At 71.5% G+C, this 20,012-nt stretch carries 22 protein-coding genes and 1 tRNA gene; 6 read left to right on the top strand and 17 right to left on the bottom strand.

Annotated elements, in window-relative coordinates; translation table 11 throughout:
• Nucleotides 1–7 precede the first annotated feature (7 nt).
• The 3 genes from ABT118_RS21505 to ABT118_RS21495 are packed head-to-tail and all read right to left on the bottom strand — an operon-like array spanning nt 8 to nt 2,778.
• Nucleotides 8–415, bottom strand: a complete 408-nt coding sequence (locus ABT118_RS21505; protein ID WP_350671245.1) for an ArsR/SmtB family transcription factor — start codon at nt 413–415, stop codon at nt 8–10.
• A gap of 32 nt (nt 416–447) precedes the next feature.
• Nucleotides 448–2,271 carry a TerD family protein gene (locus ABT118_RS21500; RefSeq protein WP_350671242.1) on the bottom strand — a complete coding sequence of 608 codons (1,824 nt, stop codon included), beginning with the start codon at nt 2,269–2,271 and terminating at the stop codon, nt 448–450.
• A gap of 60 nt (nt 2,272–2,331) precedes the next feature.
• The gene (locus tag ABT118_RS21495) at nt 2,332–2,778 is read right to left on the bottom strand and encodes a hypothetical protein (RefSeq protein ID WP_350671238.1); all 447 of its coding nucleotides are present in this window, start codon (nt 2,776–2,778) and stop codon (nt 2,332–2,334) included.
• Nucleotides 2,779–3,005: 227 nt separating this feature from the next.
• Here ABT118_RS21495 and ABT118_RS21490 point away from each other — a divergent pair, with 227 nt between their 5' ends.
• The 4 genes from ABT118_RS21490 to ABT118_RS21475 all read left to right on the top strand — a co-directional run bounded on the left by ABT118_RS21490 (nt 3,006) and on the right by ABT118_RS21475 (nt 6,354).
• Nucleotides 3,006–3,875, top strand: coding sequence for an acyl-CoA thioesterase (locus ABT118_RS21490; protein WP_350671235.1), 870 nt, complete (start codon nt 3,006–3,008; stop codon nt 3,873–3,875).
• A gap of 67 nt (nt 3,876–3,942) precedes the next feature.
• Entirely contained in the window at nt 3,943–4,728 is a 786-nt protein-coding gene (locus tag ABT118_RS21485) for a DUF1684 domain-containing protein (RefSeq protein WP_350671233.1), read from the top strand.
• A 53-nt stretch (nt 4,729–4,781) separates the two neighbouring features.
• Nucleotides 4,782–6,143 carry an MFS transporter gene (locus ABT118_RS21480; RefSeq protein ID WP_502884626.1) on the top strand — a complete coding sequence of 454 codons (1,362 nt, stop codon included), beginning with the start codon at nt 4,782–4,784 and terminating at the stop codon, nt 6,141–6,143.
• 137 nt (nt 6,144–6,280) lie between these two features.
• Nucleotides 6,281–6,354: transfer RNA gene (locus ABT118_RS21475), tRNA-Pro, on the top strand.
• Between the two features lie 72 nt (nt 6,355–6,426).
• Here ABT118_RS21475 and ABT118_RS21470 read toward each other — a convergent pair.
• From ABT118_RS21470 to ABT118_RS21405, 14 genes are all read right to left on the bottom strand, one after another.
• Nucleotides 6,427–7,665 carry a site-specific integrase gene (locus ABT118_RS21470; protein ID WP_350671230.1) on the bottom strand — a complete coding sequence of 413 codons (1,239 nt, stop codon included), beginning with the start codon at nt 7,663–7,665 and terminating at the stop codon, nt 6,427–6,429.
• The gene (locus tag ABT118_RS21465) at nt 7,665–7,958 is read right to left on the bottom strand and encodes a helix-turn-helix transcriptional regulator (RefSeq protein ID WP_350671227.1); all 294 of its coding nucleotides are present in this window, start codon (nt 7,956–7,958) and stop codon (nt 7,665–7,667) included. Before ABT118_RS21465 ends, ABT118_RS21470 begins: the two co-directional genes overlap by 1 nt.
• Nucleotides 7,959–8,129: 171 nt before the next feature.
• Nucleotides 8,130–9,386 carry a DUF3631 domain-containing protein gene (locus ABT118_RS21460; protein ID WP_350671225.1) on the bottom strand — a complete coding sequence of 419 codons (1,257 nt, stop codon included), beginning with the start codon at nt 9,384–9,386 and terminating at the stop codon, nt 8,130–8,132.
• A gap of 76 nt (nt 9,387–9,462) precedes the next feature.
• Nucleotides 9,463–10,320 carry a bifunctional DNA primase/polymerase gene (locus ABT118_RS21455; protein WP_350671222.1) on the bottom strand — a complete coding sequence of 286 codons (858 nt, stop codon included), beginning with the start codon at nt 10,318–10,320 and terminating at the stop codon, nt 9,463–9,465.
• A gap of 11 nt (nt 10,321–10,331) precedes the next feature.
• The gene (locus ABT118_RS21450) at nt 10,332–10,604 is read right to left on the bottom strand and encodes a hypothetical protein (RefSeq protein ID WP_350671220.1); all 273 of its coding nucleotides are present in this window, start codon (nt 10,602–10,604) and stop codon (nt 10,332–10,334) included.
• 172 nt (nt 10,605–10,776) lie between these two features.
• On the bottom strand, nt 10,777–11,214 hold the full coding sequence (locus tag ABT118_RS21445) for a hypothetical protein (protein ID WP_350671219.1): 438 nt from the start codon (nt 11,212–11,214) through the stop codon (nt 10,777–10,779).
• A 22-nt stretch (nt 11,215–11,236) separates the two neighbouring features.
• Nucleotides 11,237–11,425 (bottom strand): hypothetical protein, encoded by a 189-nt coding sequence (locus ABT118_RS21440; protein ID WP_350671218.1) that lies wholly within the window; start codon nt 11,423–11,425, stop codon nt 11,237–11,239.
• A 231-nt stretch (nt 11,426–11,656) separates the two neighbouring features.
• Nucleotides 11,657–13,807 carry a hypothetical protein gene (locus tag ABT118_RS21435; protein WP_350671216.1) on the bottom strand — a complete coding sequence of 717 codons (2,151 nt, stop codon included), beginning with the start codon at nt 13,805–13,807 and terminating at the stop codon, nt 11,657–11,659.
• An 89-nt stretch (nt 13,808–13,896) separates the two neighbouring features.
• On the bottom strand, nt 13,897–15,471 hold the full coding sequence (locus ABT118_RS21430; RefSeq protein ID WP_350671214.1) for a hypothetical protein: 1,575 nt from the start codon (nt 15,469–15,471) through the stop codon (nt 13,897–13,899).
• An 84-nt stretch (nt 15,472–15,555) separates the two neighbouring features.
• Nucleotides 15,556–15,993 carry an NUDIX domain-containing protein gene (locus ABT118_RS21425; protein WP_350671212.1) on the bottom strand — a complete coding sequence of 146 codons (438 nt, stop codon included), beginning with the start codon at nt 15,991–15,993 and terminating at the stop codon, nt 15,556–15,558.
• 21 nt (nt 15,994–16,014) lie between these two features.
• Nucleotides 16,015–16,392 carry an RRQRL motif-containing zinc-binding protein gene (locus ABT118_RS21420; protein WP_350671211.1) on the bottom strand — a complete coding sequence of 126 codons (378 nt, stop codon included), beginning with the start codon at nt 16,390–16,392 and terminating at the stop codon, nt 16,015–16,017.
• Entirely contained in the window at nt 16,389–17,315 is a 927-nt protein-coding gene (locus tag ABT118_RS21415; protein WP_350671209.1) for a DUF2637 domain-containing protein, read from the bottom strand. The genes ABT118_RS21420 and ABT118_RS21415 overlap by 4 nt, the downstream gene beginning before the upstream one ends.
• An 8-nt stretch (nt 17,316–17,323) precedes the next feature.
• The gene (locus tag ABT118_RS21410; protein WP_350671208.1) at nt 17,324–17,521 is read right to left on the bottom strand and encodes a hypothetical protein; all 198 of its coding nucleotides are present in this window, start codon (nt 17,519–17,521) and stop codon (nt 17,324–17,326) included.
• Nucleotides 17,521–17,802 carry a hypothetical protein gene (locus tag ABT118_RS21405; RefSeq protein ID WP_350671206.1) on the bottom strand — a complete coding sequence of 94 codons (282 nt, stop codon included), beginning with the start codon at nt 17,800–17,802 and terminating at the stop codon, nt 17,521–17,523. Before ABT118_RS21405 ends, ABT118_RS21410 begins: the two co-directional genes overlap by 1 nt.
• 714 nt (nt 17,803–18,516) lie before the next feature.
• Between ABT118_RS21405 and ABT118_RS21400 the strand changes: the two genes are divergently transcribed.
• Both ABT118_RS21400 and ABT118_RS21395 read left to right on the top strand, forming a co-directional pair.
• A complete protein-coding gene (locus ABT118_RS21400; protein ID WP_350671204.1) occupies nt 18,517–19,311 on the top strand; it encodes a GntR family transcriptional regulator in 795 nt (264 codons plus the stop codon).
• 17 nt (nt 19,312–19,328) lie between these two features.
• Nucleotides 19,329–19,961 (top strand): YdcF family protein, encoded by a 633-nt coding sequence (locus tag ABT118_RS21395; protein WP_502884634.1) that lies wholly within the window; start codon nt 19,329–19,331, stop codon nt 19,959–19,961.
• The last annotated feature ends 51 nt before the right edge of the window (nt 19,962–20,012 follow it).

Raw genomic sequence — 20,012 nt, 5'->3', positions numbered from 1 at the left:
CCCGGCGCTACGCGGGTACCCGCCGCGCGCCGAGCGCCCGCCCGGCGCGGGCCTTCGCCGCCACCGGCTCCCCCTCCGGGGCAGCCCCCGTGGCGGTGTCGTCCCGCGCCGTGGCCAGGCCCACCGCCAGCGCCGTCTCCAGCAACCCCCGGACATCGGCCCCCTCGGCGGCCCGGTAGAAGATCCGGGTCCCCTCCCGCCGGGAGTCGACCAGCCCGGCCGCCCGCAGCTTCGCCAGGTGCTGCGAGGTCGCCGCCACATGCGCCCCCAGCAGCTCCGCCAACGCACTCACCGGCAGCTCCGCCCCACTCAGCGCCCACAGCAACCGGTACCGCACCGGATCCGCCACCGCCTTCAGCACGGCCACCGCCCGCCCGGCCCCGGCGGCGTCCCACGGACCTACTTGCGCTCCCATGCAAATATCCTACGGCGCCCCGGGCACCGGGTTCAGCCCTCGATGTCGACCCCGTAGAACCGGGCCAGGGCGTCCAGCCCGTGGTCGAAGCCCTGCCCCACGGCGCGCAGCCGCCACGACGGCCCTCGGCGGTAGAGCTCGGCCAGCAGCATGGTGCGTTCGGTGGTCGCCGCATCCAAGGTGGCCTGCGCCAGCGGCCCACCGTCGTCGCCCCTGCCCACGGTGAGCTCGATGGCGCCCACCTCGCCGAAGTCCACGGTGCCGTCGACGGCAGCCGCCACCACCACCTTCCGGGTGGTGAACGGCAGGGCCGCCAGGTCGACCGTGACGGACTGCTCGGTCGGGCCGTCCATGGCGAGCAGGACGGATCCGCCCGGATTCTCCGGGGCTCCGTAGAAGACGAAGTCCTCGTCGCACGAGACCTGTTCGTCCTCGTCGACCGCGAAGGCGACCACGTCCACCTCGCAGCGGGTCTGCTGCGCCCAGGAGACGTCGACCTGCCAGCGCGAACCGGTCCCCCCGGTCGGCGCCGGCAGGTCGATCACCCCTCCACGCGGCAGCACGGGGGCCTGCGGGCCCGAGGCCTCCACCGTGGTCCACTGCGGAGCGTCCAGCCAGGCCAGCTCGTGCACGATCAACCCGAGCGTGCCGATCCTGGTCAGCCGTCGGTCCGCCTCACCCCCCGGCAGCAGTACGACGTCGCTGACGTTGGCCGACAGGTTGACGGCGGCGCTCCCGCCGAGCTCGACCACCCGGGTCCGCACGGACGCCGCAACGGGGTGCGTCCCGCCGAGCACCAGCACCCGACGGCCCGTCAGCGGGCGCACCGGCGCGGCCGGGCGCGGCGGCGGTGCGGCTGCAACCGGCGCTGCCGCTGCCGCCGGCGTACCGGTCGCCTCGGGAACGGGAGTGGGAGCAGACCGGGCCGGAGCGGTCGAGGCACCGTCCTGGGCGGCCCCGGCCCGTACCGTCGGGAGCAGGGCCCGGAACCCGGCCTCGTCCAGGACCGGCACCCCTTCGGAGACGGCACGACGGACCTTCGCCGATCCCGAGCTCAGGTCGTTGGCCACCAGCACGCTGGTGTGCTTGCTGACAGCCGTCATGACGTTCAGACCGGCCGTCACCGCCTCGGCCACCAGTTCCTCGCGCGACAACCCGGTCTCCCCGGTGACCGCCACCTTCATTCCCTGGACCAGCGCACCACCAGGCTGCCAGCGCCCGGGGTTGCGGAAGGCACACGGGGTCTTCGGGATGCTCGGCCGGTACTGGGACGCCCGCCGCGGCGGGCAGTCGACCAGCGGCAGCGACACCCCGAGCCGGACCGCTTCCGCAAGCGACCCGCGCAGGACGCCGGCCAGCACCCTGGTGTCGTCCAGCGCGTCGTGCGCCTGCAGTTGCCGGACTCCGTAGAACGCAGCCAGCGTGCCCAGCCGGAGGTTGTCCGTGGGTGTACCGAGCCGCCGGTTCAGCGCCACGGTGCACAGCCGCCGACTCACCGGAAGCGCCGAACCGGCGGCTCCGAACTCACGGGCCAGGAAGTCGTAGTCGAACTGGGCGTTGTGGGCCACCATGACCCGTCCCTGCAGCAACTCCGCCACCCGGCCGGCGACGTGCTCGAACCGGGGCGCACCTCGCAACCGCTCGCGGGTCAGGCCGTGGACCTCCACCGGCCCCGGATCACATCCCGGATCGAGCAGCGTCGAGAACTCGCCGGTCTGCCGACCCGCCTCATCGACCGTGATGACCGCGAGCGACAGCACCCGGTGCTCGGCCGCCCGCAGGCCGGAGGTTTCGACATCCACCAGAGCCCACTCCGGCGTCCGGTCGGTGGTTTCGGGTGCGGTGATCACGGTCATGCACAGAAGAATGCTCGATTCCCCGACTGCTGCTCAACCCGTCCCGCCCGTGAAATTCCGTCAGATCCCCATCTGCGACGCCGCGGCCGTGAGCGAGCGGGCGTACCCGACCCGCGCGCTGTAGTCCTGCACCTGTGCCACCGAGGCCACCGGAAGCTGGACCTGGTGCAGCAGCCTGGGTCCTTGCACCACCACTTGGACCGACCCCTCGGTGCGGTCCTCCTTCGCCAGCAGGAACAGCAGGCCGAGGAAGCAGAACACGAAGAAGAGGACGGCACAGACGATCGCCCAGGCCGGAATGGACCGGGTGGTGCGGGACATGTCGGTGAAGGACCAGCTCACCTGCCCGATCGGACAGGTACCGCTCGGAGTGATCACCTCGGTCTGGGTGCAGATCACGTCCCCGATGGTGACCATGGTGCCGGGCGGCAGGTGCAGCGGTACCGGCAGCGGAGCAGCCCAGCCGGGCTCGGGTGGGGTGGGCGCGTTCCAGGATGGTGTGGTCACGGCACGGTCCTTGTCCGGTGAATGACGGCTCTGCCCACTCTCGGTGCTGCGATGGCCGTGCGCACGCCTCGTTGGGCCGACTGACCGCCGAACCCGCTTCCCTCCGCCGGCAGCGGCAGAGGTGACAGCTGCTGGGCGGGAATGCGGGCCGGGTGTGCAGACTTCTGGGTAGACGAACGCAGCGTCGGGCCCGGCACACGGTCCGGCCGAGAGAGGACGACACGACTATGGGCACCCCCGTCGACCAGCTGGTGGACCTGCTCGACCTGGAGCAGATCGAGCTCAACATCTTCCGGGGGCGCAGCCCCGAGGAAGCGCTCCAGCGGACCTTCGGCGGCCAGGTGGCCGGGCAGGCGCTGGTGGCGGCGGGGCGGACGGTGGAGGACGACCGGCCGGTGCACTCGCTGCACGCGTACTTCCTGCGGCCCGGGGTCCCCGGGGTGCCGATCGTGTACCAGGTGGACCGGATCAGGGACGGGCGCTCGTTCACCACCCGCCGGGTGCTCGGCATCCAGCAGGGGCGGAGCATCTTCGCGCTGACCGCCGACTTCCACGTGCCCGAGGCGGGCGGCATCGAGCACCAGGAGGCGATGCCGGACGTGCCCGCCCCCGAGGACCTGCCGAGCGCGCTGGACGAGGTGGGTGCCCGGCTCGGCGAGCTGCCGCCGTTCATCAGCCGCCGGCAGCCCTTCGACATCCGGTACGTGGAGCGCCTGAAGTGGACCCAGGAGGAGCTGGTCGGGGTCGAGCCCCGCAGCGGTGTCTGGCTGAAGACCAACGGTGCCCTCCCCGACAACCCGCTGATCCACGTCTGCGCGCTCACGTACGCCAGCGACATGACGCTGCTCGACTCCGTCCGGGCCCCGGTCGAGCCGCTCTGGGGGACCCGGAACTTCGACATGGCCTCGCTCGACCACGCGATGTGGTTCCACCGCCCGTTCCGGGCCGACGAGTGGCTGCTGTACCAGCAGGAGTCGCCGATCGCGCACGGCGCACGCGGACTGGCGCGGGGTCAGATCTACGACCGGAACGGCCGGCTGGTCGTCTCGGTGATGCAGGAGGGGCTGTTCCGGCCGCTGGGCGACCGGCGCCCGTGACCGGCAGGCATGGCCGACGGACCTGACGACCGGGCCGTCGAAGAAGCGATTCCAGGGAGGACACCGCATGACCGACACCGCCGCCGAGGAGTGGACGCACTGGACGGAGCGCCGCACCGCCTCCGTCAGCGCACCGCACGGCGCACTGGCTCTGACCGGCACGCACTGGCTGGAGCCGGAACCGGCCGGGATCCCCGGCCTGCCCGGCCGCTGGTGGGCCGCCGACGGAGCCGTCCTGGTGCAGGCCGACGCCGTCGACGGACTGCGGGTCAAGGGCACGGACAGCGCGGTGGACGGCACGGTCGAGCTGCGCCCCGACACCGATCCGGACGGCGACCTACTGACGCTCGGTAACATCCTGCTGGTCCCGATCGAGCGCGAGGGCGAACTCGCGCTGCGGGTCTTCGACCCCGAGTCCGCCGCCCGGACCGGCTTCGCCGGCATCGCCGCGTACCCGTACGCGCCGGAGTGGGCGGTGCCCGCCGTCTTCACCCCGTTCGAGAGCGACCACGACGTGGTGGTGCCGAACGCCGACGGCCGGGAGCGGCCGCTCGCCGTCACCGGACAGATCGCCTTCAACCTGCTCGGTGAGCCCCACACCCTGACCGTCAGCCGCGCGGGCCACCAGCTGAGCGGCGTGATAGCGGACGGCAGCAGCGGGCGGGAGACGTACCGGTTCCGCTTCATCACGCTGCCCGCACCGGACGCCGAGGGCCGGACGGTGCTCGACCTGAACCGGGCCTACCTGCCGCCGTGCGCCTTCGCGGACCACTTCGTCTGCCCGTTCCCGCCGCCGGGGAACCGGCTGTCGGTGGCGGTCGAGGCGGGCGAGAAGCAGGTCCTCACCCGCTAGCGGGGCGGGGTCCGGCCGAAACCCGTTCGGCCGCAGCGGGCCCGTGGGTGAGGATGAGTTCCGTGTCGACCACTCCCCCTGCCGAGCCCGCTGCTCCGCCCACCGACGAACCGTCCGCTCCCCCGGGTGTTCTCCCGGCCGCTCCCCCGGCCGAAGGGGGCGGACGGTGGCGCCGGCTGGGCCGGGGCGCCCTCGCCGACCTCAGCCCGCTGCGCGAACACCCCGACTACCGGCGGCTCTGGACCGGGCAGGTGATCTCCGCCGTCGGCCAGCAGATGACGGCGGTGGCGGTCGCGGTCCAGGTGTACGCCCTCACCGGCTCCAGCTTCGCCACCGGCCTGGTGGGCATCTTCTCCTTCGTCCCGCTGGTCGTCCTCGGCCTGTACGGCGGCGCGATCGCCGACACCGTGGACCGCCGCCTGCTCGGCCTGGTCGGCTCCTCCGGCCTCGCCCTGACCTCCGCCGTACTGGCCGTCCAGGCCCTGCTCGGCCTCGGCTCGGTCGGGCTGCTGTACGCGGCGGTCGCCCTGCAGTCCGGCTTCTTCGCGCTCAGCTCCCCGGCCCGCTCGGCGATGATCCCCCGTCTGGTACCGGCCCGTCAGCTCCCGGCCGCCAACGCGCTCGGCAGCATGAGCATGAGCCTGGGCACCACCGTCGGCCCGATGATCGGCGGCCTGCTGATCGGCGCCTTCGGGGTTCAGTCCGCGTACCTGCTCGACACCGTCGCCTTCAGCGGCACCCTCTACGCGATGTGGCGCCTGCCCGCGATGCGGCCCGGCGACGGCGGCACCCCCACCGGCAAGCGCGCCTCCGTCCTGGACGGCCTCCGCTTCCTCCGCACCCGCCCCAACCTGCGCACCAGCTTCGTCGCCGACCTGATCGCGATGATCTTCGCCTCCCCGCGCGCCCTCTTCCCCGCCATCGCCCTCACCGTCTACGACGGCGGCCCCGGCACGGTCGGCCTGCTGGTCGCCGCCCCCGCGGTCGGCTCGCTCGCCGGGGCCCTCTTCTCCGGCTGGATCTCCGGAGTCCGCCGCCACGGCGCCGCCATAGTCGCCGGCGTCGCCGCCTGGGGCCTGGCCATCGCCGCCTTCGGCCTCTCCCACTCGCTCTGGCTGGGCCTGCTGATGCTCGCCGCCGCCGGCTGCGCCGACAGCATCAGCATGATCTTCCGCAACACCATGCTCCAGGTCGGCGCCCCCGACGAGATGCGCGGCCGCCTCCAGGGCATCTTCATCGTCGTCGTGGCCGGCGGCCCCCGCCTCGGCGACTTCTTCGCCGGCACCGTCGCCCACTTCACCTCCTCCACCACCGCCCTCCTCTGCGGCGGCCTGGCCTGCGTCGCCGCCATCCTGCTCCTCGCCGCCCGCCGCCCCGCCTTCCTCCGCTACGACTCCCGCCACCCCGCCCCCTGACCTGCACCGGCGCGCCCGCCCCCGCCCCGGAAACTGGCAACGAGCACCCCTCCCTGTGCTGTATTGTTTTCCACGTCGCCGAGAGATCGGGGACAAGGTCGGAAAGCCGAAGCCGCGAGGCAACAGCAGTCGGACCACGGGACGTGGCGCAGCTTGGTAGCGCACTTGACTGGGGGTCAAGGGGTCGCAGGTTCAAATCCTGTCGTCCCGACAGTGATGTCGGAGCCCCGCTGACTGGACGAAAGTCCAGGCCAGCGGGGCTTTTTCCGTTCCTGTTGCAGTGTCAACGCACCAGTCGCAGGTGCCGCCCCTCGGGTGCCTGCGGGACCAGCGCGGGACCAGCCGCCTCTCGCGGGCCGCTCAGGTGGGCGCTCAGGGCCTCCCCCGCCCGATCGATCGACTGCTGGTCCGGGTGGAGGTATCGCTGAGTCGTCGTCAGCGATCCGTGTCCGGCGATCTTCCGCAGGACGTGCACCGGTACGCCGGCGTCAGCCATCCACGTCAGGCCGGTGTGCCGCAGGTCGTGACGGCGCAGGTGTTCGTAGCCGAGCTTGACGACCACCTCGTCCCAGTGGGTGGCGTCCCGCAGGACGGCCGTGGTGATCCGGCCGCCCCGGGGCCCGGTGAACAGCCTGGCCATCGGGTCGTTGCTGATCACCGCGAGGCGGCTGGCCACCAGCTCCCGGATCTCCGGGATCAGCGGCACGGTTCGACGGCGCTTGCCCTTGGTGCCCTTGTCCACCAGTCCGCCGGGGGCGGTGGTGGTCTGGCGGCACAGGTCCCAGGTCCAGCGGTGGGGGTCGATGTCCTTGCGGCGGACACCCGAGACCTCGCCGATGCGGGCCGCCGTGCAGGCGGAGAACCGCACCACGCTGCCCCAGCCACCGAACTCGCCGTGCGAGCGCAGGACCAGGGCGTTCGCCAGCGTGTCAAGCGCGTCCCAGTCCCGCAGCGCCAGTGCCCGGGGGTCGTCCAGCTCATCCTCGGCGAGCTGGTATTCGCGCTGCCACCCTCTGACTCTTGCCGGGTTGATCTCGATGAGGCCGTCCCGGACGGCCTGCTCCATGACGCGAACGAGCATGGCGAGGGTGTTCTTCACCGTCGAGCGGCCGGCCTCGTCGGCGATCCAGCCGTAGACGGCCCGGTCGACCACGCCGTTCGTGACGGCGGTCGTCAGGAGGTGACCAATCGTCGGGACGATCCGGAGTCGCCAGCCCGCGAGGTACGGGTCACGGGTCTTCAACTCCGTCCCGCGCAGGGCCAGTTCCATCACCGACTCGCCGTACTCGGCGAGTGTCATCGTCGCCGTATCCGGGGTGACGCCTCGGACAGCGAGCCGTTGCATGTCGGTGATCCACTGCTCGGCTGCCTCGCTCGTCGGGTGCATCTCGGACCGGCCCGGCCGCCTACCGGTGGCCGGGTCGGTCCAGCGGACCCGTGCGCGGTACGGGTTCGTGTACTGGGGCCGGAACTCGATGTCAGTCGAAAGCTTGACCCCGATCGGCGGGTTCTGCTGCGACATCAGGCCGCCTCTCCGGGAACTACACGCCGCGACTCCAGCCAAGCCTGGACGTCCGGGATGCTGTAGACCGTCACCCGGGCGCTGAGGCGCACAAAGGGAGGTCCCTGGAGCGGAGTTGAGGTGCGCCAACGGCGGAGGGTGGACGGGTCGACGTCGATCAGTGCCGCCACGTCCTCGGTGGAGTACCAGCCACCGTTGAGCAGCCCGCCGGGCGGCGTGGTGTTTGGCCTGCTGCGGGTCATCATGTCGATCAGTTGGGCTACCTGGTCCATCGTCAAGGTGGGGTTGGACAAGGGGAAAGTCCCTTCCGTGAGCGAGTAGCTCTGGTGAAACGTCGAATGACTGGGCTGGATCACTTCGCCGCCCTTGTACCTTCCAGTGCCGCTACAGCCGCTACTCCGCTACATCCCAGGTCAGATGGGGTGCGGTTGTAGCGGATGGTGTAGCTGTAGCGGCTACGGCGGTCAGCCGACGGTGGTGAACTCCGTCGGGGCGTCGGCGGTGGGGATCGGGGATGTAGCCGCTACGGCTTCCTCTGCCGCTACAGAAAACAGGGCCCTGACCTGCGATGTAGCGGATGTAGCGGATGTAGCGGATTCCTCGGGGACGGGCGGGCAGTACCGCAGCCAGGCATCCACAAGGTCTTCGGCGAAGTAGCCCTTGAGCACGGCCTTGGGGCCGGTCCTGATGTTGCGGGTCTTGATGGGCTTGCCCGCCGGGGTGACGTACTCGCCGAGCATCTTGGCCAGGGTCCGGGTGGTGAGCCGCTGGCCGTCGAGGTCAGCCCACGGGGCGTCATCCATGTCGTTGAGCTGCTCGACCAGTGCGGTGCTGAGGAGTCGCTCGGCGGTGCCGAAGATGGTCCGCAGGTCGGTGAGCAGGCGGATGCCGATGGAGCTGCTGTCGTCGCCCTGGGCGGCTTTAACCAGGTGGACGCAGGCGGCGCGGGCGCGGGCGGGCCAGGTTCCGCCAGCGGCGTCGGCGACGGCGAGCAGGGGCTCCCACACGTCGGCGGGGCGGTCGCTGATTCCGTCGGGCATCTCGGGCCACGCTCCGTCGACCTGTTCGCGTACCGAGTCGGCCCAGTCGGCGAGGCGGTCGCGCAGCACGTGGCCCTCGGGAATGTGGATGCGTTCGCGGAACGACTCGACCTTCTCGTTGGGTGCGCGGCGGCGCATCCGGATGACGATGGAACGGCCCATGATCGTGTCGGGGAGGCCGCCGAGGCCGGCGAGGGCGAGGGCTGCGTAGACGGGGAACTTCACGGTCTTGTGGTTGTCGCCCTCGCGGACGGAGCGGATGACTCCTCCGGTGCGGCGGTAGCCGGAGTTGATCAGACCCCGGAGTTCCTCGTTCCCGGCTGCCTTGGGGCCGAAGATCGCGTCGACTTCGTCCCACAGGATCGTGGGGCGGCCGGCGGCGTCGCTGGAGATGGAGCGGAACAGCGCGCTGGGGCTGATGTCGGTGGTGACCAGTGACCGGGGCACCAGGGTCTGGATGATCTCCAGCGACCGGGTCTTGCCGCTCTGCGGTTCCGGGGAGAGGAAGGCCAGGCGCGGGGTGGTCCCGAAGCAATCGACCAGGTGGGTGTGGGCGTCCCAGAGGACGACGGCGACGTAGGCGTGCTCGGAGGGGAAGGCGTTGAAGCGGCGGTGGTGTGCCTCGACGGCGTCGAGGAGGTCGGCGCCGTTCTCCTGTGCGGGCGGGATGGGATCGGTCATGCTGGTTCTCCGTTCTAGGGCGGAGCCCAGGGGGCGGCCGGTGTCTTTGGCGAGAGACGGCCGCCCCCTTGGGCATTCAGCTGGTGAGTTCGAGGCCCCGGGTGACCGAGCGGAGCGCGTAGGCGTGCGGAACGCCCACGGACTCGGCGGCGGCGACCAGTTCGGCGGCTGCGGCGTCCAGGTGGCAGGGGCCGGGGCAGGTGCGGTGCTGGGCTGCGAGGAATCGGGCGGCGCTGTAGGCGGCGGTGCCAGCACCGTGCTCGCGGTGGGAGCGGATCCGGGCCAGGCCCGTTTCCAGACCGGTGCGCAGGAAGCGCTCGGTATGGCGGCACCCGGGCGTCGCTGCGCGGGACCACCCGCCGTCGGGGGTGGAAGACACCAACGTCCCCCGCGACGGGCCGGGGTTGGTGTCTTCCCGTTCCGCCAGTGCGCGGACGGCTTCGGGCAGGTCGGTAAGGGTTCCGGTGCCGTTGCCGAGCCAGCGGGCGTACTGCATCAGGGACTTGATGTCGACGCCGTCCCGGACGCCGTTGGAGGAGCGCATCGTGCCCCGGTAGATCCAGTGCTCACCCCGCGTGCTGGCAACCGTGACCGTGGCCGGCAGGGTGGCGCGGGCCCAGGCGACGGCTTCGGCTGTGTCGAGGTCGAGGACGGTCACCCCGGCGCCGCCCGGGTGGTAGGCCACCGCCACCGCGTCCCGCCACGCCCGCGCCCACCCCGGACTGGTGATGACTTTCGGGTCGGTCGTTGCGGCGGCCCAAGCGTGGCAGGGGCGCGGGCAGCGGCAGGGCCCGGGGACCAGCATGTTCGGCCGGCCACCGCACGCGTTGCCGTGGCAGTTGCGGCAGTTGCCGACCGGGCCCTTGCCCTCCCGTACCGGCATCACCGGCAGCCCGGATCGGGCGAGGCCGAGGGCCAGCGCGACCAGCGGCATCGCGCCGCCGTTCAGAACGGCGGCTCCTGGCTGTACGCGGCGTTCGTTGTACGGCTGCGAGTGGGGAGGCTGAGCACGGGCTCGGCGGAGGCGCAGGGGCAGATCTCCCACCACCCGTCTTCGGTCTCGTTGCTGCCGTCGTACCAGCCGCCGTCACCACCGCAGTTCCAGCAGCTCGACTTGGGCAGCTGGTAGAGCCCGAGGTGGCGGTGGGAGGGGTCGAGTCGCAGTTGCAGGTTCAGGCTTCGCAGCAGGGAGTGGAGCCGCGCGCGCATGCTGAGCATTGCTGCTTCTTCCTTCCGGGGTCGGGGTGTTGGTCTCGGCGCAGACCTTGTGCGAGGCCCGGCCGGTGTCATCGCGGAGCGGGGTTGTCCGCCCGCACCAGCGGCAGGGCAGGTCGCGGGTGTGGTCGAAGTGGGACGGGTCGCGCCAGTCCAGCAACCGGCCCATAGCCGCTCAGCGGTTGCGACTGGTGACGTTCACGTGGACGTTCACCGCACCCCGGCCCGAACTGCTGGTGCTGCTCTGGTTCTTGAGGAGCCAGCCGAGGGCGAGTGCTGCGGTGATGAGTCCGAGGCCGGTGGTGGCGGCGGCGATCGCCTGCAGCAGGAACGCCAGGCCGGTACCGGCGGCGCCGATGCCGATGCCGCCGCAGAGCAGTCGGGCCGGCCACAGGTCCCGCCTGGCCTCGGGGCCGTACGGGATCGGTTGGTGGACGGCGGTCGGGCGGAGTACCTGCGGCGGGTACTGCTGGGCCGTCAGGTGCGGGACCGGGGCGCCCTGGTAGGTGATCAGCGGCGCCGGGGCGGCGGGCGCGCCGTAGTACAGGTGGCCGCCGGCGGGGGTGGGCACCGGGGCGGCGACGTAGAGGGGGTAGGGCTGGTTGGGGTCCACGGTGCTCTCCTCGGGGCTGGTGTCAGTTGAGGGGCAGGAGGCCGACGACGGCCGATATCGCGGAGTTCACGGGGCCCTGGATGCCGGTCTGGGCGAGGGTGAAGCCGGAGAGCCAGAGCACGAGGGCGGTGGGGAGGGAGACCCGGCGGCCCCGGATCAGCAGGACGCCGATGCCGGTGAGGACGGCGGTCAGGGAGGCGGAAACGATCACGGTGGTGCCTTCCGGTGTCGGGGGCGGGCTTGTGGGCCATCACGTGGCACCAGTGGCAGGCCGGGTGGTCGGCTTGTCGCCTGGCTTGTCGTGCGGCTTGTCGCTTGGCACTTGTCGCGTGCTTGCTTGTCGCTTGTCGCCTTGCAGGTCACAGGGGGGATTCCAAGCCCTGGCGGGCCGGTGGTCCCCCCTGTCCTGGTGGGTGGCGACAGCTGACAAGCCGCGCTTGGGTCAGCTCTCGGCGCCGGGCTCGGGGAGGTACTGGCGGTGGACGTAGCGGGCTTTGGTGCCCTCGCCGACGCGTACCGCTTCGCCTGCTTCGACCCATGCCTTGAGCCAGCCGTTGATGGTCTGGCGGGTGGTGCCGAAGTCGGGCTTGAGGACCTTCTCCATCGCGGACGCCCCGGTCCCGTCGGGCCCTGCCGTCACCAGCAGCATGAGCGCGGCCTCCCGGGCCCCCGGCTGCTCGGGGGTGGTGCTGGGGCGGCCGGTGGTCCAGGTGCTGGGGTCGGACCAGTCCACGCCGGAGGTGGCGGGGCTCTCGTAGACGCTGTCGCGGTCGGCGGCGGGCATCGCCCACAGCCGCTCCAGCGCATCGGCCGAACCGTCGGCGGGCCGGTCCCAGTTCGCGGTGACCTTCCAACCACCCGGCAGCGGGCCGGTGTTCAGCCCCCGCTCCGGCCCCGCCCCGGCAGCAGCGGCGGAAGCGGGGTGGGTGCCGGCGGGGACGGCTTCGCCTTCCCAGAGGTGGCCGCAGCGCTCGATCAGCCAGCGGTTGGTGTAGTCGCTGCCGGCCGCGTCGAGCGAGGGAGCGTCGAGGGCCGGGCGCCGGTGGGCGGTGAGGGCGCTGACGTCCTCGATCGTCTCGGGGCGGATGCGCCACTGCTGGGCCTTGGCGGGCTGCTTTCCCTCGGTCCCGACCAGCATCGACCCCGGCCCTGAGAACGAGTCCTCCGCGCGCAGTGCCCGCCAGCCGAAGAGGTGACCGAGCTCGGTGTCCTCGTAAGCGCCGGTGGCGACCCGGTTGGAGGCCATCTTGCGGACCATCGGGTCGGGCATCACGTCGGCGGTGACCCGCAGGACGGAGACGACGGCCCGGATCGCCATGGCGCGGGCGATCCGGATGACCTCGGAGACGCCGGCCAGCACGGCGCGGGCTTCGCGGGTGGCGGCGACTTCGGCGCCCTCGTCCATGATGATGACGATCTCCGGCACGTCCGGGCCGACGGGCAGCTTGTCGTCGTTGGCGTCCCGCATGGCGTCCTGGTAGGCGGTCTTGCGGCGCTTGGCGATCCGCACCGCCGCCTCCAGCATCCGCTTCGCCTCACCGGGGGTCGAGGCGACCCAGTCCACGCCGGGGACGGGGATGTCGGCGTTGGCCCACCGGGATCCGGGGCGGTGGATCTGCGCGTCCCGCCACGCGTTGAGCCAGGGCAGGCCGATCGATCCGGCGTTCAGGTCGATCACCCACACCAGCGTGTCGTTGGTCTGGCACAGCAGCGCGATCAGGGTGTGCAGCCAGTTCGTCTTCCCCGAGCCGGTCGGACCGGTGACGACGGTCGATGCCTGCCGCAGGTCCAGCTCCGCCCGCGTCCCGTCCGACATCAGCCCGACGGGGATGGGGTTGTTGACGGTGGTGGTCTCGGCGAGCGCGTCCAGCGGGAACGCGATCTCCGTGCCCCCGAGGGCGCGGGTGGTGACCATGATGAGGACCCGGCGGCGGGAGATGCCGGCCATCACCTGCAGCCCGCAGCCGTGCGGCAGGTCGAGGTCGGAGCCGAGCCCTTCGGCGCGGTCGGTGATGGACCTGCGGGTGGTGCCGCCTTCGGGCAGCTCGATCTCCACCGTGTATCCGGCGCCGCTCGGCCAGTGCTCGATGCCCAGCACCACCACGTCCACGTTGCAGACGCGGCGGATCCGGTCGGTCCACTCGGCGCCGAGCTGGCGGCGGGCACCGATCAGCAGCAGGTGCCGCCGGGCTTCCTGCTCGATCTCCTCGTGGCCGGCCAGCACCGGCGCAAGGCACCCGCCCACCACCCCCGCGACCGCGAGGGTGCCGAGCTGCGGCCAGTGCCACGGCCCGCCGCTGGCGATCGCCCAGGACGTCCAGCCCCCGGCCGTCAGCCAGCACGCGCTGCGGAAGGTGAGGGTGGCGGTGGTCAGGCGGCGCCGGGCCGACGCGTAGACGGTGGCCAACGCCCCGGCGGCACCGGCCGCAAGCGCCCATCCGGCGGGCATCGCGGTGGCATGGCCGAGGGAGGCAGCGGCGAGTGAGCCGGAGATGGAGTTGAGAGCACCGGTCAGCGGGGTGTGGCCGGCACTCCAGTCGAGGCGGTCCATCAGGCCCGGACTCTTGCGGGTGTTCTTCGTGGACGTGCTCATGGGGTGCCCTCCTGGGGCGAAGGGAGCGGGCCGCCCACAGGGTGTGGGCGGCCCGGTCAACGACGGTGCGGGGTTGGTGTCTTGGGTGGTCAGACGTTCCACTTCCGCTCGGCGTCGAGGCCGTTGCGGGGGTTCTCGTTGCGTTCCAGGTCATCGGCGTGGGCGATGCGGAACACGGACGCGACGTGCTCCAGTTCCTCGACCACGTTGCCCATGGCCTGGTAGCCCTTGCCGATCTGCTCGGCGACCAGGAAGTGCAGCGGGAGCTGCTCGGCGCCCTTCTCGGTCAGCACCCGCAGGACTTCCTGCAGCGTGGCGAACGCCACGGGCAGGTCATCGGCCAGCGCCGAGAACTCCGTCATGTGCTCGGGGTCGAAGGTGGACGCCGCCTGGAGCATCACGTCGGCGGCGGAGGAGAGGGAGAACGCGGGGACGGTGGACTCGGAGTCGGACATGGCGGTCTCCTTGATGGTGGTGGGCTTGCCGAGGGTGATCCGGGCCAGCACACGGGAAGCCGCGGTGCCCACCGGCTCCCGCGCGGGGGCCGAAGTGGCGGTGCGGCCGGGGACGTTGACGCTCTCGCCCGGCACCGGCACAGCCCCGGGCGTGCTGTTCTGGTCCGTGGCGGTGGCGAGGATCTTCGCGTTGCGGGCGTCCCGGACCGTCCTCGCCCGGGAGGAGAGGCGGGCCCAGGTCCGGCGCACGTGGGAGGACACCTTGCCCTTGTGGCGCCAGTTGCCCGCCGCCACCGACACGGCACCGACCAGCCCCGTCGCGAGACCAGCGGCGACCATCCGGGCCCGGAACCGGCCCGTCGAACGCTTCAACCGCTTGCGCTGCTCGGCGCTCAAGCCGTCCGGTGTCCGGGGCGCGGTCTCGGTCGCGGCGTTCTTCGCGCTGGTGGCGGGAGTGATCCCGGCACGACGCTGGGCGCGCGCCAATCCCTTGGCCAGACGGCCATCGGTGCGCGTGGCCCGCCGCTCCTGCCTGGCCTGCACCTTCGCCGACCCGCCCGACCACGGCCGGCCGCTGCCGGACGGCCGGGCCCCATCGAGGGAGCGGCCCACCCACCCGGACCGGCCCGACGCGACGCTCCCGGCCTTGCGCTGGTGACCCCGATAACCCGAACCACCATGGGCCGGTGCCTGGTTGGGGCTGTGGACGGTCGGGCGGTGGCTCGGCCGGGGCGGGATGGTGAAGGTCTGGCCGAACGCGGTCGTGCTCCGGGCCGGAACACCGGCGGCGGTGCCGCTGCGGCCGGTGCGGGTCTGCTGGCCGGGGACGTGCGGTGCACCGGAACGGCGGCCGGCAGCGGCCGGGCTGTAGGCGGAGCCGGGCATCGCGTGCCGGGCGGCCGAGCGGGCCAGGCGGCTCGCGTTCGCGGCACGGCCCCCCTGATGGGTGCGGGCCCGGCCGGTGCGGCGGCGCAGAGCTGCCGCGCCGGCGGCAGCACCGGCGGCAACTCCCGCCGCTGCCAGAGCTAGGGGACCTGCGATGACGGCACCCGACGCGATCGCGGCGGCGGCATTCGCAGCGGCGACCGCCAGCGGCATCCCCGGCATCGAAGACCCCAACTCCCTCCCGGGGGCGCCGGCGGGGGCGGACTGGGGTGAAGGGGGTGGTGCGGAGGTGGTGACCTCGACCACCGTGGGTGTGTCGGTCATGATGACAACTCCGGTTCTCTCAGGAGGATTCGGAGACCCGGGACAGCCGCCCGCCTGGCAGTGGTACGACTGTCCCGGGCTAGGTCAGAGCTGGCTGGTACCGGGCGAAACCCGCTGAGCGGCCGCGTTGAAGATGTCCGCGTGGTCGAACGCCAGCGGCGGCAGGTCAGCGGCCGGCCACCAACGAGCGGCGCGAGCGTCATCCCCGGCAGAAACCGGGGTGAAGGCGGGGACGACAGCGAGGTAGGCGACAGTCACGTACCTGCCGCGCGGGTCCCGGCCGGGCTGGTCAAAGACGCCGATCTGACGCAGGTCACCGGCATCCACCTGAACGCCCGTCTCTTCCGCCAGCTCCCGGGCCCCCGCCGCCCGACTCGTCTCACCGGGGTCCACATGGCCACCCGGCAGCGCCCAGGCACCCTCATGCGGGGGCCCGCCCCGCTCGATCAGCAGAACGTGGCCATCCGGCGTCATGACCACCACGTCAGCGGTGTAGCGGATGTTCTCGAAGGTCTCGGCCATTTCAGCTCCCAATCAGGGCAGTCAGACAGCGATCGAACGACCATCGGCACAGGGCACACAGGTGCCCAAGTGCCGGGGCAGGACGTAACCCGCGTCCCGGCCGCAGCCGGGGCACATACGGCGGGCCCGGTTCGCGGCGGCCAGTGAGGACCGGCGCCCGGGAGTCATCTCCCGGACCGGCGCGGCCAGTTCGGTGCGGTAGAGGCAGGCCAGGGCGGTGCCGCCGAAGCGGGAGTTCCACTGGACCTGCGCGGCGACGTCCTGCCCGTTCGGCCGCAGGCCCCGCTTTCGGAGCTGGCGGCGCGTCAGGAACCCGTCGGGTGCCTGGCGCCAGCGGTAGGTCGGCAGGACCTCGGGCACGGACGGGGTGTCCGGGGCCGGGGTGAGGAGGCGGCTCACCGCAGTGCCATTCCGACAGCCAGCGCCACAGGGGTGCACTCGCCGTTGCGCAGTTCCTGGAAGCGGGCCGCGACCCAGCCGGCAGACCAACCGGTCACCTCCACCACCCGCCGCTGCGGGACCTCGGTGGCGATCGCCACCCGGACGATCATCCGGGCCTCAAGCTCCGACAGCCGCTCAGCGGCGGGTTCGGCGTTCAGCAGCTCGTGCCGCATCCGGGCCAGGTGCTCGCGCTCATACTGCTCACGCTCGCTCACCTCACGCTCACGCCGCTCGCTCTCGGCCCGCTCGGCCGCCTCCACCCGCTCCCGCTCAGCCTGCTCGGCGAGGACCAACTGCTGCTCGTGCTCACGCTGCTCGCGCAGCAGAGCGGCTTCGTGCTCACGGCGCTCACGCTCCCGCCGCTCGACCGCCTCGAACTCCGCCAGCCGCTCCGCCCGTTCCCGGAGCCGCTTCTCCTCCGCGACCCGTTCGCGCTCGGCCCGCTCAGCGCGCTCACCTGCCTCACGGTCGGCCAGAGCAGCACCGATCGCCCGGCGGTAGGACAGGCCCGCTTCGGCGGTGACGATCAGCAGCAGCGGCGCCACCGCGTGCACCACCACCCCGACCGGATCACGGTCCAGCGCGGAGAGACCCACGTTGAGCAGCAGCGTCATCGCTCCGGTGAGCCAGCGCAGCACCACCGGCCACCGGCCGCCGTGCCCGCCGAGGCGGGCGAGGATCGCGTCCATCCGGACCACGATCACCACCGCCGCGTCCACCACCAGCGGCAGGATCGGTGCCGTCCACTCCCACCCGGCAGGGGAGTGTGCGCGCATCAACGGGGTCACCGTGAGCACGCTGTAGAGGACCGCGCCGAACGTGATCGTCCACGTTCCGGCGGTCAGGGCCCGCTCCGCTGAGCGGATCTGATCGGCGGCCACCGGAAGCCTCACTCCGACCACCCCGCGAGTGCCGGCGGGTGAATGGCGAGCGCGGGGTGAGCGGCCGTGAGCGCGGTGAGCACCGCACGGTCCCGCTCCCGCAGAACGGCCAGCTTCTCCTGCCGCCGACGGGTCGCGGCCGCGTTCAGATCGGCCACCAGACGCACCCGGCGCAACGACTCCTCCACGTCCGTACCGGTGGTCATCACGCCGCCTTGCCGAACGCGGCGGCCGGCGGGTGGCGACGGACAGTCAGCCGCACCAGCATCCCCGGGGACGACTTCAGCAGCCGCTCCGCGTAGGCGGCCAGCTCGTAATCCTCCCGGCGCAAGTCCTCCAGCACCGCGAACGCCACGTCCAGCCGAACCGCACGCTCCTCCGCCGACTCACCCGGCTCACCGGTGAACAGCTCGGCGTCCACACCGAGCGCCAGCTCCGCGAACTCCTCGACACCGAAGGCCATCTGGCCTGCAACAATCGACCTCATGGGTCTACCTCTTCCTAGATGGGGTGTAGGCCCGAGAGACCGCCGCGCTCCGGCCAAGGAAGGCGCGGCGGTCTCGTCATGTCTGGGCCCGACCACTCGTCACGAGCAGTCATGGGCCCCGACCCGGCCCGGCGAGCGGGGCGGATCGGGGATCAAAAGTGCTCGAAGCGGGGGACTTCGCCGGCCGCGTTGCCACGCTGGCCGGGCCCGAGTCCCCGATCGGTGCGCCATCGTCACTGCTCTGGCGCCAACAGGCGGCACACGCCCACTCCTGGGGCATGCTGCGTGGCTCGCAGCCGCTGCGACATCACCCGGTCGCTCGGGGGCGGTCTGTCTCATCCCGCCACGTGCATCCGACCACGCTGTCCTTCCCCACACTCCCGAAGGAGCGGCACGCCATTTGCGTAGGGGGAGGGCCACGTTCATCACGACGGTTCACCCCCAGCATCTCTGCCTAGGCGCCTACCGCGACCGCAACCCCCGCGTCGGTCTCGCACGATCACTCTTCAGTTCTCAAGCAACAAGCGCTGCCTTCAGCCAGCCGTGAAGCCGACCTCCAGGCGCATTTGCGCAGATCAGGGCAGCCCAAATAAGGGCCTTTCGGACTCGCAGTCCTAGGACTGCCTGCCGCCGAGGAAGACGATGCACTACCGCGACCAGAACTGTCAACAGTCCTAGGACTGTGCTTCACTTGTCCTACGGAAAGGAGCCCACATGGCGGCCAAGTGGAGAGAGCTGGCAGACGAGCTCGCCGAGCAGATCCGGAACGGTGACTACAAGCCCGGACAGAAGTTGCCGGAGATTCGAGACCAGGTCGCCGCGGGCAAGGGCTCGAAAGCAACGATCAGCCAGGCATACAAGGCATTGGGGGCCGAGGGTCTTGTCACCTCGATCCGAGGGCATGGAACCATTGTTCGACCTCAGGCCCCGCTCAAGAGGATCGGCATTGAGCGGTACGACAAGGCCAAGTGGCTCCACGGCGAGCAGGTCGCCTTCATCGCCGACCGGGTGGCATCAGGGCGCGCTTACCAGCGGAACGAGCAGACTCAGACCGTGGAACGCATGGCCGCACCGGCCCTCGTCGCCACAGCCCACGGCCTGCCAACCGGTGCCCCGGTGTACGCGCGGGCGCGGCTCGTCAAGGAAGGCGAGCAACCGACCCACACCCTGACCAGCTACTACAGGCCCGAGCATGTTGAGGGGACAATCTTGGTGGACCCAACTCCCGGACCGGCCGGCCGTGGCGGCGGCTTCCGGGTGCTCTACGACGCCGGCTTCGAGATCGATCACATGCGGGAGGAGCTGTTTGCCCGGGCGGCGACGCCCGAGGAGGCAAAGCTCCTTCAACTGCCGTCGGGCGAACCGGTTGTGGAGCTGCACCGGACGACCTACACCGTTGACGGCACAGTGGTCGAGTTCGCAATCGGTGTCCACGCCGCATCGCGGTTCGCGTGGCGGTACGACTTCGAAGTGCCCGACTCCAGCCAGGCGGAGAAGGTGAGCCAGTGACTGCGCAGCAGGACCTCATGGACGCTCAGACCATCTGGGACTACCACCAGATGCGCCACGACCTGCACCCGTGCTCCGTCGCCGTGGGCCTCGGCAGCCACGACCTGGGCGTCGCGGACACCACTGTCGACCTCTACCACCGGGGCCTCGTGCCGCTCATCGTCTTCACCGGGGCGACGAGCCCCACCACCCAGGCGATCATGCCGCGCGGCGAAGCAGTGCACTACCAGGAACGGGCCCTCGAACTGGGCGTGCCCAGCTCCGCCGTCCTGATCGAGCCGCAGGCCCGCAACACCGGGGAGAACATCCAGTTCTCGCGGAACCTGCTTGAAGAAGCTGGCGTGAAGGTCTCCTCTGTGCTGCTTGTCAGCAAGCCCTACGAGGAGCGGCGAGCCTTCGCGACTGCCCGGAAGCTCTGGCCCGAGGTGGAGATCGTCGGTACCTCCACCTCGCAGACCTTCGAGGAGTACCTGGCCTCAATCGGAGACAACCAGAAGGTCATCGACATGCTGGTAGGTGCCCTCCAACGCCTTCTCATCTACCCCCAGCAGGGCTTTACGATCAGCCAGCCGCCCCCCGCCGACGTGCTCAGCGCGTACGAGCGGCTGGTGGCCCAGGGGTACACGAGCAGGCTCATCCCGAGCGCTTAACGACCCTGCAGCTTCAATGGGAGTGGGCCTGATCGGCGTGCCGATCAGGCC

The organism is Kitasatospora sp. NPDC002040, assembly GCF_040296785.1.
Taxonomy (GTDB): Bacteria; Actinomycetota; Actinomycetes; order Streptomycetales; family Streptomycetaceae; genus Kitasatospora.
This window is presented reverse-complemented; position numbering and strand designations above follow the sequence as displayed.

What these genes read in the sequence shown, in the direction of transcription:
- ABT118_RS21505 (WP_350671245.1), bottom strand. Translation starts at nt 415, where the DNA reads ATGGGAGCGCAAGTAGGTCCGTGGGACGCCGCCGGGGCCGGGCGGGCG.
- ABT118_RS21500 (WP_350671242.1), bottom strand. Translation starts at nt 2,271, where the DNA reads ATGACCGTGATCACCGCACCCGAAACCACCGACCGGACGCCGGAGTGG.
- ABT118_RS21490 (WP_350671235.1), top strand. Translation starts at nt 3,006, where the DNA reads ATGGGCACCCCCGTCGACCAGCTGGTGGACCTGCTCGACCTGGAGCAG.
- ABT118_RS21485 (WP_350671233.1), top strand. Translation starts at nt 3,943, where the DNA reads ATGACCGACACCGCCGCCGAGGAGTGGACGCACTGGACGGAGCGCCGC.
- ABT118_RS21480 (WP_502884626.1), top strand. Translation starts at nt 4,782, where the DNA reads ATGAGTTCCGTGTCGACCACTCCCCCTGCCGAGCCCGCTGCTCCGCCC.
- ABT118_RS21470 (WP_350671230.1), bottom strand. Translation starts at nt 7,665, where the DNA reads ATGTCGCAGCAGAACCCGCCGATCGGGGTCAAGCTTTCGACTGACATC.
- ABT118_RS21460 (WP_350671225.1), bottom strand. Translation starts at nt 9,386, where the DNA reads ATGACCGATCCCATCCCGCCCGCACAGGAGAACGGCGCCGACCTCCTC.
- ABT118_RS21455 (WP_350671222.1), bottom strand. Translation starts at nt 10,320, where the DNA reads ATGCCGCTGGTCGCGCTGGCCCTCGGCCTCGCCCGATCCGGGCTGCCG.
- ABT118_RS21450 (WP_350671220.1), bottom strand. Translation starts at nt 10,604, where the DNA reads ATGCTCAGCATGCGCGCGCGGCTCCACTCCCTGCTGCGAAGCCTGAAC.
- ABT118_RS21435 (WP_350671216.1), bottom strand. Translation starts at nt 13,807, where the DNA reads ATGAGCACGTCCACGAAGAACACCCGCAAGAGTCCGGGCCTGATGGAC.
- ABT118_RS21430 (WP_350671214.1), bottom strand. Translation starts at nt 15,471, where the DNA reads ATGACCGACACACCCACGGTGGTCGAGGTCACCACCTCCGCACCACCC.
- ABT118_RS21425 (WP_350671212.1), bottom strand. Translation starts at nt 15,993, where the DNA reads ATGGCCGAGACCTTCGAGAACATCCGCTACACCGCTGACGTGGTGGTC.
- ABT118_RS21410 (WP_350671208.1), bottom strand. Translation starts at nt 17,521, where the DNA reads ATGACCACCGGTACGGACGTGGAGGAGTCGTTGCGCCGGGTGCGTCTG.
- ABT118_RS21405 (WP_350671206.1), bottom strand. Translation starts at nt 17,802, where the DNA reads ATGAGGTCGATTGTTGCAGGCCAGATGGCCTTCGGTGTCGAGGAGTTC.
- ABT118_RS21400 (WP_350671204.1), top strand. Translation starts at nt 18,517, where the DNA reads ATGGCGGCCAAGTGGAGAGAGCTGGCAGACGAGCTCGCCGAGCAGATC.
- ABT118_RS21395 (WP_502884634.1), top strand. Translation starts at nt 19,329, where the DNA reads ATGGACGCTCAGACCATCTGGGACTACCACCAGATGCGCCACGACCTG.